At 31.0% G+C, this 12,640-nt stretch carries 16 protein-coding genes and 1 riboswitch; of the genes, 3 read left to right on the forward strand and 13 right to left on the reverse strand.

The window, feature by feature from the left end:
* Positions 1-6: 6 nt before the first annotated feature.
* On the reverse strand, positions 7-1,041 hold the full coding sequence (locus tag BQ9840_RS03970) for a methylcobamide:CoM methyltransferase MtbA (protein WP_077368316.1): 1,035 nt from the start codon (positions 1,039-1,041) through the stop codon (positions 7-9).
* On the reverse strand, positions 1,032-1,697 hold the full coding sequence (locus tag BQ9840_RS03975) for a corrinoid protein (protein ID WP_077368318.1): 666 nt from the start codon (positions 1,695-1,697) through the stop codon (positions 1,032-1,034). The genes BQ9840_RS03970 and BQ9840_RS03975 overlap by 10 nt, the downstream gene beginning before the upstream one ends.
* Positions 1,698-1,961: 264 nt before the next feature.
* Between BQ9840_RS03975 and BQ9840_RS03980 the strand changes: the two genes are divergently transcribed.
* Positions 1,962-3,272: an alpha-L-fucosidase gene (locus BQ9840_RS03980; protein ID WP_077368320.1), complete on the forward strand. Its 1,311-nt coding sequence runs from the start codon at positions 1,962-1,964 to the stop codon at positions 3,270-3,272.
* 33 nt (positions 3,273-3,305) lie between these two features.
* Here BQ9840_RS03980 and BQ9840_RS03985 read toward each other — a convergent pair whose 3' ends face one another.
* From BQ9840_RS03985 to pepT, 6 genes are all read right to left on the reverse strand, one after another.
* Positions 3,306-3,767: a spore coat protein gene (locus BQ9840_RS03985; protein WP_077368322.1), complete on the reverse strand. Its 462-nt coding sequence runs from the start codon at positions 3,765-3,767 to the stop codon at positions 3,306-3,308.
* Between the two features lie 63 nt (positions 3,768-3,830).
* Positions 3,831-4,568 carry an elongation factor P 5-aminopentanone reductase gene (gene ymfI / locus BQ9840_RS03990; RefSeq protein ID WP_077370090.1) on the reverse strand — a complete coding sequence of 246 codons (738 nt, stop codon included), beginning with the start codon at positions 4,566-4,568 and terminating at the stop codon, positions 3,831-3,833.
* 38 nt (positions 4,569-4,606) lie between these two features.
* Positions 4,607-4,918, reverse strand: a complete 312-nt coding sequence (locus BQ9840_RS03995) for an AzlD domain-containing protein (protein WP_077368324.1) — start codon at positions 4,916-4,918, stop codon at positions 4,607-4,609.
* The gene (locus tag BQ9840_RS04000; protein WP_234978612.1) at positions 4,911-5,660 is read right to left on the reverse strand and encodes an AzlC family ABC transporter permease; all 750 of its coding nucleotides are present in this window, start codon (positions 5,658-5,660) and stop codon (positions 4,911-4,913) included. The genes BQ9840_RS03995 and BQ9840_RS04000 overlap by 8 nt, the downstream gene beginning before the upstream one ends.
* A 173-nt stretch (positions 5,661-5,833) precedes the next feature.
* Positions 5,834-6,343 carry an FUSC family protein gene (locus BQ9840_RS04005; protein ID WP_200804865.1) on the reverse strand — a complete coding sequence of 170 codons (510 nt, stop codon included), beginning with the start codon at positions 6,341-6,343 and terminating at the stop codon, positions 5,834-5,836.
* A gap of 24 nt (positions 6,344-6,367) precedes the next feature.
* A riboswitch (cobalamin riboswitch) is annotated at positions 6,368-6,556 on the reverse strand.
* Between the two features lie 6 nt (positions 6,557-6,562).
* Positions 6,563-7,774 (reverse strand): peptidase T, encoded by a 1,212-nt coding sequence (gene pepT / locus BQ9840_RS04010; protein ID WP_077368326.1) that lies wholly within the window; start codon positions 7,772-7,774, stop codon positions 6,563-6,565.
* 231 nt (positions 7,775-8,005) lie between these two features.
* Between pepT and BQ9840_RS04015 the strand changes: the two genes are divergently transcribed.
* Complete coding sequence (locus BQ9840_RS04015; protein ID WP_077368328.1) at positions 8,006-8,770, forward strand: SDR family NAD(P)-dependent oxidoreductase; 765 nt, start codon at positions 8,006-8,008, stop codon at positions 8,768-8,770.
* Positions 8,771-8,845: 75 nt separating this feature from the next.
* On the opposite strand, the gene BQ9840_RS04020 is transcribed toward BQ9840_RS04015, so the two are convergent.
* The 5 genes from BQ9840_RS04020 to BQ9840_RS04040 form a co-directional block, all read right to left on the reverse strand.
* Positions 8,846-9,517 (reverse strand): hypothetical protein, encoded by a 672-nt coding sequence (locus BQ9840_RS04020; RefSeq protein WP_077368330.1) that lies wholly within the window; start codon positions 9,515-9,517, stop codon positions 8,846-8,848.
* Between the two features lie 34 nt (positions 9,518-9,551).
* Complete coding sequence (locus tag BQ9840_RS04025; protein WP_077368332.1) at positions 9,552-10,121, reverse strand: TetR/AcrR family transcriptional regulator; 570 nt, start codon at positions 10,119-10,121, stop codon at positions 9,552-9,554.
* Between the two features lie 87 nt (positions 10,122-10,208).
* Positions 10,209-10,949, reverse strand: coding sequence for an ABC transporter permease (locus BQ9840_RS04030; protein ID WP_077368334.1), 741 nt, complete (start codon positions 10,947-10,949; stop codon positions 10,209-10,211).
* 4 nt (positions 10,950-10,953) lie between these two features.
* Positions 10,954-11,238: an LPXTG cell wall anchor domain-containing protein gene (locus tag BQ9840_RS04035; RefSeq protein ID WP_159436072.1), complete on the reverse strand. Its 285-nt coding sequence runs from the start codon at positions 11,236-11,238 to the stop codon at positions 10,954-10,956.
* Positions 11,228-11,779, reverse strand: a complete 552-nt coding sequence (locus tag BQ9840_RS04040; protein WP_077370093.1) for an ABC transporter ATP-binding protein — start codon at positions 11,777-11,779, stop codon at positions 11,228-11,230. The genes BQ9840_RS04035 and BQ9840_RS04040 overlap by 11 nt, the downstream gene beginning before the upstream one ends.
* Positions 11,780-11,998: 219 nt before the next feature.
* On the opposite strand from BQ9840_RS04040, the gene BQ9840_RS04045 reads away from it, so the two are divergent.
* Positions 11,999-12,640, forward strand: a complete 642-nt coding sequence (locus BQ9840_RS04045) for a response regulator transcription factor (RefSeq protein ID WP_143254311.1) — start codon at positions 11,999-12,001, stop codon at positions 12,638-12,640.

Genomic DNA, 12,640 nt, shown 5'->3' on the forward strand with positions numbered 1-12,640 from the left:
TTGCTATTATTTTGTTGACTCTTTAGCCACCTCTACTAGTGCCTGTATATTCTTTAGTTTAGTCCTTGGACCAATTCCACAAGCTGGAGACAATATATCTACTCCATTTTCTATACAAACCCTAGCTAGATTTTTAATAATATCTGAAGAACTTTTTTCAAGAGCTAAAGTACTTACATTTCCCATGATAGCTTTATCATTTACATTATTTACAACTTCTTTTACGCTAGTTATAGAGTCAAAACTTATAACATCACTTTCTAATGAATCAAGAATACCATAGACACTTTTTAATTTTCCACAAATATGAATTATAGTTCCTCCTGGAACCTCTCCTTTAACAGCCTTTATTATTTTATTTAAATACGGTACAGCAAATTCTTGAAATAACTTTGGCCCTAATATCTCTCCTGTACCGCTTGGATCAGAAATAGCTATTATATCTGTGCCAGCTTCTATCTGAGCTTTAGCAAATCTAATAAGACTTTCTGTAACAAATTCCATCAATTCATGGGCTTCTTTAGGTTTCTTCCTTAATTCCTTATAATAATCTACAGGTTCCATCACTGATGATGCCGTACTTACAGGTCCGACTAAATTTGCAATAATAGGAACTTCTGTATTCTTAGTTTTAAGAATCTTAATAGCATCTAATACCACTTTTACTCTCTTTTCATTTATATTAAGTTCTTTTAGATTTCTCCATTCTGTGACAGAAGCTATTGGATATTTTATCACTCTAGGTTCATTTATCTTTGTCCCTAAACCTACAGTTGCTCCCATGGCCTCTGCTTCTACTGTCATGCAAAAGGGTACTCCAAAGTTTTCAAATCCTCCATTTTCATATACTCCCATAGTTAGCTTTGCCATCATTTCAGCATTTTCGTGAGCTTCTGGCCATTTCACTCCTGTAATATCCATTACATCTTCTATGATCATATTCATCATTCCACCAGGACAAATACAAGGAGGACGATCTACGCTGTCCCCCTTAATTACACGATATAACCTCTCCTTAGCTGATAGCGATTCTATTGGCATTGAGTTTTCCCCCTTACTAATTCCTTAGCAAGTCTTGCTGCTCTTGAAGCTTCTGGTGCATATCCATCTGCTCCAATTTTGTCTGCAAAGTTCTGTGAAATTGGTCCTCCTCCAACCATAACTACTACATTATCTCTCATATTTTCTTCTTTTAACATATTTATTACTGTCTCCATATTATCCATTGTAGTTGTCATCAGTGTTGAAAGACCTATCAAGTTTGCTCCTAGTTCTTTTGCCTTTTTTACAAATTCAGCTGGAGGTACATCTCTTCCTAGGTCATAAACTTCAAAACCTGTAGTCTCTAACATAATCTTAAATAAATTCTTACCTATATCATGAGTATCTCCCTCGACTACTCCAACAATGGCTCTATATTTTTCATTAGATTCATCATGATTCAAATGAGGCTTCAAAACATCTAACCCTGCATACATAGCATCTGAACACATAAGTAATTCTGGAATATAGTATTCTTCTTCTTCATAAAGCTTACCAGCCTCATCCATGCCTTTAGCTAATCCATTAGCAATTCCTTCATAAGCTTCAAAGTTTTTTTCTATAAATGAATTTGCGGTAACCACTACTTCATCTTCTTCCATTTCTACTACATTTCTTGCTAATTCATTTAAAAGACTTTGTTTTTCATCTAGCATCTATATCACTCCTAACCTAGATTATTTTGTGAATATTCAATATGTATCATTTCTATTTTATACATATTTCTTGTGTGCTTCCAACGTTATTGAATTTTTCAATATGTAAGCATGTACCTATTTATACTATTTATAAGACAAGTAACAAATAATAAAGTTGCACCTCAAGAATATATCATCTTAATATCATTAAATATATATTTTTCCATAAAAGCCATCCGTGGTATAATACAATTAACAATAACAAATTTAGGAGTGAGCAAAATGAATCTAGTAGAGGAAAGAACTAAAAGAACGCAGTGGTTTTTAAAAGACAGGTTTGGTATGTTCATTCATTGGGGACTTTATTCAATACCTGCTAGAGGTGAATGGATAAGAAGTAACGAAAAAATATCTAAAGAAGACTATCGAGTATATTTCGATGAATTCAATCCAATTAACTATGACCCAAAATCTTGGGCACGTGCTGCAAAAGATGCAGGAATGAAATATGTAGTTATGACAGCTAAGCATCATGATGGTTTCTGTCTATTTGACAGTAAGCTTACTGATTACAAAGCAACTAATACCAAAGCAGGTAGGGATTTAATAAAGGAATATGTTGATGCTTTTCGTGAAGAAGGACTTAAGATTGGTCTTTACTACTCTACCATTGACTGGTATCATGATGATTTTCCTCACTATGGAGACAGACATCATCCTATGAGAGAAAATATAGCGTATAAAGATTTTGAACATGATTTTGAAAATTACCTTGAATATATGCATGGACAAGTCCGTGAACTATGTACAAACTATGGAAAGATAGATATACTTTGGTTTGATTTTTCTTATGATGATATGTGTGGTGAAAAATGGAAAGCAACAGAGCTTATTAATATGGTAAGGTCATTGCAACCTGATGTAATCATAGATAACAGATTAGAAGCTAGTGGAGAAAATGCTGGAAGTATTCGAACTAAGAATCCTAGCTTTTTTGCTGGAGACTTTGCTTCACCTGAACAAATAATTCCACCTGAAGGATTAGTTGATGAAGACGGACATTCAATACCATGGGAAGCCTGCATCACCATGAATAATCATTGGGGATATTGTTCAAATGACAAGAATTTCAAGTCTTCTAAAATGATTATCAGAAAGCTGGTAGAATGTGTTAGCAAAAATGGAAATCTGTTATTAAATGTTGGCCCAAATGCAAAGGGAGAAATACCTATAGAATCATTAAATATTTTGAAGGAAATTGGTAAATGGATAAAAGACAATGGTAACAGTATTTATAACTGTGGTAAATCTAGTCTTCCAAAACCAGAATGGGGTTACTATACTCAAAATGGTAATAAATTATATGCACATATATTTGAACCTAGCATAGGTCCACTTGGGCTTTCTGGTTTAACAAATAGAGTTAAAAAGGTTCGCCTACTGTCTGACGGATCTGAAATCAAAATAATCAATCCTTGGAATACTTTTGATTTTGAAGATCATATGTTTATTAATTTTGGTAGTCCTGGACAACTTACATACCCACTACCAAATAATATTGATACTGTTGTAGAACTTGAACTTTTAGAATAAAAAATGGATTAGGCTTAAAAGCCTGATCCATTTTTATTTTACATTGTACATTCCATGACTATTCATATAGTTAAATAGCTTTTCACCATGATTTTGTTCCTCTGTTTGTATATGTTGAACAGCTTGGCGAACTTTAGGATTTGCTGCCTCAAATACTGTTGTATCGTAAAACCCGGATACATATTTTTCAGTAGACAACAAATCTTCTAGTAATATTTGATCATTTACATTTCCACTAACTTGTTGTAATGTATTATCAGTTGGCAGAGTTGTTGTTCCACCACTATGAGCCATATTGGGTTCCATTCCTTGTAACATTTGGTTGATCATATCATAGTGATGTTGTTCATCTTGGGCAATTTCTGTTAATAAATTTTTAAGTTGTACATCTTGAACTTTGGCTGCATATCCTTGATATTTTTTTACACATAAATCTTCTTGTTTCTTGCCATCTTCTAATAACATTCTTTCCTTTTGAGATAATTTTATCTGCAAAGTATCACCTCCAATTATTTTCTATGATTATCCTTTGCAGATAAGGATTTTTTATACATCCAACTAACAAATTACAAAACCAGCACTTGCATTTATTATTTGGCCTGTTATTAAGTAAGCTTCATCTGTTGCCAAGAAATATACTACATTTGCAATTTGCTCTGGTTTGCAAATTATTTCAAGTGGTGTTTCATCCTTGATTATTTCCCGAATTTCTTCACTAACTCCTGCAATCATATCAGTATCCACTGCTCCTGGAGCTACAGCGTTAACCAATATATTAGAAGGACCTAGTTCCTTAGCCAATGCCTTAGTAAAACTTATAATTGCACCTTTCGTTGCAGAATAGTGTGCTTCACAAGAAGCTCCCACCAATCCCCAAATAGATGAGATATTAATAATTCTTCCTGCCTTTTCACTAATCATTTTAGGAAGAACGCATTGACAACAATTAAACATTCCGTTGACATTTACATCAAAAATTCTTTTCCATTGTTCTTGAGTAATATCAGTGAACAAAGTCATATCAGCAATGCCTGCATTGTTTACAAGTACATCAATATTTCCGAATTTTTTATATCCTTCTTCAAACATTGCTTCAACTTGTTTTCTATCAGAAACATCAGCTTGTACAGCAATAGCATTTGCACCTGATGAAAGTAACTCTTCTAATAAAGAAAGAGCTTTGTCTTTGCTTTTATGGTAATTAATAATTACATTATAACCTTCTAAAGCAAACTTTTTCGCCGTAGCTCTTCCTATTCCCCTAGAAGAACCGGTAATCAATACTGTTTTTTTCATATGATCATATCTCCTTATATCTATTATATTCCCTAATTCTAGAAAATTAATCCACATAAATATACTGCCAATACTGAACTCAAGGCAACTGTCAATAATCCTTTTTCAAAATAAGCTAAAATTAAAGCTGTAGCTGTACCTATTATTGAATAATATATGTTTGAAGTAGAGAATAATATACTTGGGAAAGTCATAGCTCCCAAAACAGCAAAGGGTATGTAGTATAAAAAAGATTTTATAAATCTTGATTTTATTTTAGTCCTACAAATTGCTATTGGAATAACTCGTATTAAATATGTAACTGCAGCCATCATGATTACTGCTATTAGTTTTTTACTCAAATTAATCATCCTTTCTTGGGAAAAGTATTGCTCCTATAGTTGCTGCTATAACAGTAGTAATGATTATACTCCATCCTCCTGAAATTATTTTCATACTTGGTAACAATTCAAAAGTACAACTCATTAATACTGCAACTATTACAACAATTAATGCGGATTTAGATTTTTTGGCTGATGGAACAATAAGTGCAATAAACATTGCATATAATGCTATTCCCATTGAACTTTGCAATGATTCTGGCAATAATGAAGTTATCATTGCTCCTAATGTAGTACCTAAAGCCCATCCAAAATAAGGACAAACAGTTAATCCCATCATATAGGAAAAAGTAATCTCTTTTTCTTCTAAGGATGCAACTGTAAAAATCTCATCTGTAATTCCAAAAGCCATTATACATCTCTTTGCCAAAGATGTTTCAGGTGAAATTTTCTGAGAAAGAGATAATGACATTAGCATATAACGTACATTTATTACAAATGTAGTTAATGTAATTTCGAAAATGGAAGCATTAGCTATAATTAAATTGGCTCCTGCAAATTGTCCTGCAGATGTAAGATTTGTTAATGATATCAAAATTGCCATCCAAATAGGTATACCCCCATTAACTGCCATCATGCCAAATGTAAAAGCAACAGGAATATACCCTAGTGTGATAGGTAGTCCATCTTTTGCACCTTTTAAAAAATCAGATTTGCTTTTTTCTTTCTTAGAAATAACTCGATTGTCTCTTAAACTATAGAAATTATTCAAAACTACACCTTCCTTTCATATATTGTATTTTAATTCACAAACTCCATTGTAACAAAAATTATAGAAAAATAACAGTATTTTTGACAAAAATCCTTATTATTCTCTTTATAATAAAAAAACATTCCCTTAAACTTGCAGTTTAAGGGAATGTTTGGATTGCCTTATAAAATAATTTAAAGTGTTTTATTTATTAAAAGAGAAATTAATATTCCTATTAATGTATCAATTATCCTATTTAATGCAAAAATAGTTGGTGATGCATCTCCTATATGAGATACTGTAATACTTAAAAAGACTACACAACTAATATAAGTTGAACTAGCAGTTTTGCAATAAACATTTGTATATATAATTGGAATCAAAAACAAACTTAAAATTAAATAATAAATAGGACTAAATAACTCAACATTAATATAGTCAATACCTACTATAACTAGCAGCCCATATAGTCCACCAATTATTGTTCCAATCATTCTATTTTTTCCTACTTTAAAACTATTATCATGACTATTTTGCATGCATAATATTGAAGCTATTGCAGAATAAAAAGGCGATGTCTTTCTAATGAAACTTATTAAAAAACACAAGTATACTGCAATAACTGTTTTTATTACTCTCATACCTAGAAATTTGATTTTTTTGTTTTTCTTTTCCATAGTTTTTTCCATAATTATAACAAACAACACCTCCCCATCCTCGTGAGTAATAAACAGCGTTTTTCTATTGGCAGGTCTCCTGACTTAAGAATTGCAAACCTTACACCTTCCCATACTAATGTACAGTGGTATAAGTAAGGTTCTATCTATTACAGTGGCGGGACCGTATCGGAATTTCACCAAATTTCCCTTTTAAACAATTTAATAGTATTAGATTGTACCAATAGTCAACATATTAAATTTTATCTATTTAGCATTATTTTCAATAATCTTTACAATCAACTGAGTTGCCAACTTCATAGATTCTGTTGGTATCAATTCAAATCTTCCATGGAAGTTATACCCTCCTGTAAAGAGATTAGGACATGGTAAACCCATATAGGAAAGTCTTGCTCCATCTGTACCGCCTCTAATAGGCTGAATTTGAGGTTTGATTCCAAGTTCTAGCATGGAGTCTCTAGCAAGGTCTATAATTTCCATATGTGGCTCTATTTTTTCTTTCATATTATAATAACTGTCTTTTATTTCCACGGTAATAATGTTTCCATATTTTTCATTTAGGAAATTAACTACTTTTTTAAAATGTTCTTTCTTCTCTTCAAATTTATCCATGAAATGATCTCTAATAATATAATCTGAAACAGTATGTTCTACACTACCATTCATATCACACAATAGATAAAAGCCTTCATATTCTTCTGTATACTCTGGTTTTTGATTTACTGGCAACATACTATCAAGTTCCATTGCAATTCTTAGAGAATTTATCATTACATTTTTTGCTGAACCAGGATGAACATTTTGTCCTTCAATTTCTACCTTTGCACTTGCTGCATTAAAGTTTTCATATTCTAGTTCACCTAATGGTCCTCCATCAACAGTATAAGCAAAATCTGCTCCAAATCCTTCTACATCAAATAAATCTGCTCCTCTTCCTATTTCCTCATCAGGTGTAAAGCCAACTTTGATATCTCCATGTTTAATTTCAGGATTTAGTATCAAGTATTCCATGGCACTAATGATTTCAGCCACTCCAGCTTTATCATCTGCACCTAATAAAGTTGTCCCATCTGTAGTAATAAGTTCTTTACCTTCAAGATCCTTTAAAAATGGAAACTCCTTTTGTGTCATAGTATACTTATCATTTAATTTAATATCTCCGCCTTCATACGTGAAAATATTTGGATTTGTACATTTACCATCCAAATCAGGACTAGTATCTAAATGTGATATAAATCCTATTGTTGGTACCTTTTTGTCAATGTTTGATTTAAGTGTAGCATATATATATCCATTTTTATCTTGTTTTACATCTTTAAGACCTATTTCCTTTAATTCTTCTACTAATAAAGCCCCCAGTTCTAATTGTCCTTTTGTACTTGGACAAGTACTACTATTTTCATCAGATTTTGTATCTACTGCAATATATCTTTTGAATCTATCAATAACCTTATCCATACTATCCCTCCTTGAATTTTGTAATTCTTTTTATTTCGTCACTGTTGCTTCCTTATATACTAGTATATATTTAACCTTGTTTTATGTCCATACAAAAACACAAAGAACATTTTTAAAATTACATAATATTGAAAATATCTTTTTTAATGTTTATAATCTACATTTATTGGTATATTAATATAATAACAAGCATAACTCTTATTAAGAATTTAACCAAAAGGAGTGTTTTATATGAAATTACATGGTAAAGTAGCTGTAGTAACTGGAGCAAGTGCAGGGATGGGTAAAGATATTGCCTATTTATTTGCAAAAGAAGGTGCTATAGTCTATGCAGTTGCTAGAAGAGTTGAAAGACTTGAGGAACTGGCAAACAGTGTAAAAAACTTTGAAGGAAAAATAATTCCATATGGTGCGGATTTGATAAACAAAGAAGAAGCTGAAAAAGTTATTGATTTTGCTTACAATAATTCTGGGAAATTAGATATATTAGTAAATAATGCAGGTATAATGGATAATTTTAGCCCTGTAGGCGATGTAGATGATAATATGTTGGAAAAAGTTTTTAGTCTAAATGTATATGCACCATTCTATACCAGTAGAAAAGCAGTAAAGATTTTTTTAGAACAAGGTAGCGGTAATATTGTTAATGTTGCTTCTATTGGTGGCTTATACGGTGCAAGAGCTGGAGCTGCTTATACTGCATCTAAACATGCTTTAGTAGGTTTAACTAAAAATACAGGATATATGTATGCTAAAAAGAATATTAGATGTAATGCTATATGCCCTGGTGGCGTTGAAACTGAAATAGCTACTGGAGACTTTATGAAAAATGTAAATCAAGAAGGACTTAATATTATAATGGCAAATGTAGGTGGAAATCCAAGAAGCGGAACCGGTATGGAAATTGCTAATTTAGCACTGTTTTTAGCTTCTGAGGATTCAAGTTTTATTAATGGCCAATGTATAACTGCCGATAGTGGATGGACGGCTTACTAAAAAGAAATTCCAACTGTTAAAATACAGTTGGAATTTCTTTTAGTGCAATACTATTTTCTTAATAAAAACTTCTAACTAATGGTTGCAAACAACAGATTTAAATTCTCTATACCCCATAATTACTACCCAAACATAAGCAAGAGTTTTTGGTATCATTAATATACCAATCCATGGGATTTTATTAGACCACAATACAACTGGTATATATAATGCAAAGGACAATACAATAGCAAGCCACATATATTTAAAATTATTATCCCCATGTTTTTTGACTTCTGAATAGAAAATACCTATAATGATAATCCCCATAATTAAAAATGGAATATTTCTATATATTCCCCACAAAACAGGTGGATTAAATATTAACCATTCATTTTGAGGGAAAAAGCATAATCCTATTCGTATAATACTTAAGGCATAAATTGAAAACGTAAGCTCCTTACGCCCTACAATACTATAACGTATTCTCCATATATGATATAGTATGACATAAAATATTGTCATAGTAATTGAAGTTATAAATTTTCCAATTCCTAATATATGAGCATTAGATTCAAGCCCAGTTGTAAACAATGCATACATTCTAGGTACTAAATGAAATGCATCCCCTGCACCTAACAAAACAGCCATCAAACCAAATAACTTATATTGTTTGTTATTCCCACTTTTTGATATCATTATTGTCCCCAATATAATAACACTAAACAAATAGATAATATCAAATAAAGATTCCATAATAGCCTGCATATTATCACTCCTTTTTAATATTTGTGAACAAAGTTCATTGTTGATTAAATATTATTTTTAAAATTTCAATAAAAAAACTTATATCTTGTTCTTCACTTTTAAGCATAATCAACATATTCTCAAATATAAATTTTGCTGTTTTTTCTTTTGTAATGATATCAGACCATTGATACTCTTTGATACAATTATCCATATCCATTAATTCTATTATTATATTATAAATTTTTTCAAAGTATTTGTTTTCTCTTTGTTTTCCAAGCAACTTTTCATCCTTTTTTAATAGATACAACTGTTCTAACCAGTTTTCCTTAAATTTGCTAAGATATGAATATAAAATATTATAAATTTGTTCTAAATTTTGATAAAAATCATTACCTTCAAGGTCCTTCCAATCAATCTCTGAAAAAGCACCTTTCCAAAAATCTTCAATAATAACTACTAATAAATCTGCCTTTGATGGAAAATAGTTATACACTGTACCAATGGCAATTCCGCTGTTCTTTGCTACTGAACGAATATTTACTTTTGAAATGCCTTGTTTAATAGCGATGTCTTTTGCTTGTGATAAAATGATTTTCTTGTAATTTTTATTATTGTTATCCATATTTATTTCACCTCATGAACATTGTTCACTCTAATATTATATTATAATTATATTGTTGTCAATATTTTTCTTGGGAATTAAAAACAGTTAATAACTCCTTCTTTTTAGTGTACGTACTGAGAAAAGATGCCCTACTAAAAACATTACCAAATTAATAATGATAAATAATATTAAATCTATTCCTTGCATAGGCATTAATACCCTAGATCTCATAGCTACTGTACCTTGTGAGTAAGGATAAATTCTTAATAAATCTTGACTGATAAAGATAATAAAGAATCCTACAAATGCACCTGCTGTTGCAATTCCTATAGGTTTGGTAAAGCTCTCTGTTCTAATATTAAAAAATACTTGAATAGATATAATGGATGTTCCTCCTAGCCATCCTAAAATCGTCCATAATAGGAACTTAACTTCATCTCCTTTTTCAAAAGGAATATCAACAAATTTTCCTATACACATAAACAAAGTATAAAAAATAAATTGAATTAATAAAACATATATAGATAATATGATTATTTTACTAAGTACGATCCTCCCTATACTAGCTCCATTAGCTTTCATTCTTTGCCAATTCTTATTTCTATTTTCTACTCCAACAACTACAGAGCAGAGAATTGCTATCATAATTGGAAAGAAAATCTGACTATAATAAAAAGCAGATTGTCCCCACAATACAAGGGGTAAGGTTCCCTCATTTAAAACATCTCGGTTCATAACAAAAATACCTGTTCCTATAAATAAACTAAATGCCACAAAGAATAGCCCAATAAGCAATAGATAATTCTTCTTTGTTTTTTTAAATTCCACTGTAATATAATTAAACATTTGATCACCTTCTATTCTTTTTCTTCAAGATACTTGAAAATAATAACATAAGCCCTACTGCTACTAGAAAATAAATTATTTCTCTTATTGCAAACCCTGTTTTCGGTATGAAACTAGCTACAGCTCCATCTCCAACCTTTAGAGAAATCATTTTTACTGGTGATAAAACTCCAATGTATCCCCAGGGAAGAATTCGTCTTAAAACTTTTGGTGCTCTACTCATCATAATTCCTAAAAATCCACCAAACAAACCAATGCTTATGGAAATAGCCTGTTTCTCAATTTTCAATGATAAGAAAACTTTTGATAAGTTCTCGTATTTCATGTATTCCCGCTGGATCAAGTCCATTGGTAGGCTCGTCTAAAATGAGAATCTTAGGAAATCTCACAATAGCTAAGGCAATACCAAGCCTCTGCTTCATTCCCAAAGAATAATTTTTCACCAATTTGTCCTTAGCTTCTACTAACCCTACAATAGACAATGCTTCCATGATATTCTTTTTAGGAAATTTTAATAATTTTTGCATAACCATTAAGTTTTCATATCCTGTTAAATTGGCATAGTATGATGGTTCTTCAATAAGAGAACCAATTTGTTTTAACTCATGATTTCTATTACCTTTTACCTTTTTCCCAAAAAGAGAAATTTCCCCTTGTGTTGGTTCCATCAAACCTAATATAAGTTTCATTGTAGTAGACTTACCTGCACCATTTGGACCTAAAAATCCATAAATCTCACCTTCCTTTACAGTAAGACCTTTAATATCAACAATTTTAGTTCCATCTATTTCTTTTTGTAAGTTATTAAGCTTAATTACTTCATTTGTCATAGATACACATCCTTTCTTCATCCTTATATGGGTAGTATAACAAGCCAACCTTATATCATCCTTATACTTACCTTAAATCTACCTTAAATCAGAATTTCTATAAACTTGTTGCTATTTTCCATGCTATACTAATGTATGGAGGTGTTCATTATTGAATAACTTTGATTATTTAAAGGATAAAAAAATCCTCATTGTAGATGATGAATTTGAACTTTTGAAATGATTCAAATGATTTTGCGAGAGGAAAATTATATAAATATTACGACAGCAACTTCCGTTGAAGAAGCTCTGTCTGTTTTTAAAAATAGTGAGGTAGATTTAGCAATATTAGATATCATGCTTCCAGATGGAAATGGGTATGATATCCTAAAGGAAATTCGTAAGTCTTCAAATATACCTGTATTATTTTTATCGGCAAAAGATGATATGGAAGACCAATACCATGGATTTTCATTGGGAGCAGATGATTATTTAACTAAACCCTTTTACCCAAAAGATCTACTATTTCGCATCCATGCAATTTTAAAAAGAGCATATCCTGAGGATTCGAAAACTACAAATTTAAAACATGCAATTATTCATTGGGATCGTGCCGAAATAGAAAAAGACAATACTTTTATCCCTTTAAAAGCAAATGAGTTTGCAATTCTTGAAGTTCTTAATAGAAATAATAACCGTATTGTAACTATCGATAATATATGTCAAGCAGTATGGGGAGATGCCTATTATGGATATGAAAATTCACTGATGGCTCATATAAGAAAGATTCGTGAAAAAATTGAAGTTAATCCATCTCACCCAAATTCATTAATTACTATAAAGGGATTGGGATATAAGCTAATTGTGGAAGGAGGAAAATAA

It is taken from the genome of Anaerosalibacter sp. Marseille-P3206 (genome assembly GCF_900155565.1).
Lineage (GTDB): Bacteria > Bacillota > Clostridia > Tissierellales > Sporanaerobacteraceae > FUHM01.

Coding starts and splice junctions, on each gene's coding strand:
- BQ9840_RS03975 (WP_077368318.1), bottom strand. CDS start 1,697: ATGCTAGATGAAAAACAAAGTCTTTTAAATGAATTAGCAAGAAATGTA.
- BQ9840_RS04045 (WP_143254311.1), top strand. CDS start 11,999: ATGATTCAAATGATTTTGCGAGAGGAAAATTATATAAATATTACGACA.
- pepT (WP_077368326.1), bottom strand. CDS start 7,774: ATGGATAAGGTTATTGATAGATTCAAAAGATATATTGCAGTAGATACA.
- BQ9840_RS04015 (WP_077368328.1), top strand. CDS start 8,006: ATGAAATTACATGGTAAAGTAGCTGTAGTAACTGGAGCAAGTGCAGGG.
- BQ9840_RS04025 (WP_077368332.1), bottom strand. CDS start 10,121: ATGGATAACAATAATAAAAATTACAAGAAAATCATTTTATCACAAGCA.
- BQ9840_RS04030 (WP_077368334.1), bottom strand. CDS start 10,949: ATGTTTAATTATATTACAGTGGAATTTAAAAAAACAAAGAAGAATTAT.
- BQ9840_RS03980 (WP_077368320.1), top strand. CDS start 1,962: ATGAATCTAGTAGAGGAAAGAACTAAAAGAACGCAGTGGTTTTTAAAA.
- BQ9840_RS04040 (WP_077370093.1), bottom strand. CDS start 11,779: ATGACAAATGAAGTAATTAAGCTTAATAACTTACAAAAAGAAATAGAT.
- ymfI (WP_077370090.1), bottom strand. CDS start 4,568: ATGAAAAAAACAGTATTGATTACCGGTTCTTCTAGGGGAATAGGAAGA.
- BQ9840_RS03970 (WP_077368316.1), bottom strand. CDS start 1,041: ATGCCAATAGAATCGCTATCAGCTAAGGAGAGGTTATATCGTGTAATT.
- BQ9840_RS03995 (WP_077368324.1), bottom strand. CDS start 4,918: ATGATTAATTTGAGTAAAAAACTAATAGCAGTAATCATGATGGCTGCA.
- BQ9840_RS04020 (WP_077368330.1), bottom strand. CDS start 9,517: ATGCAGGCTATTATGGAATCTTTATTTGATATTATCTATTTGTTTAGT.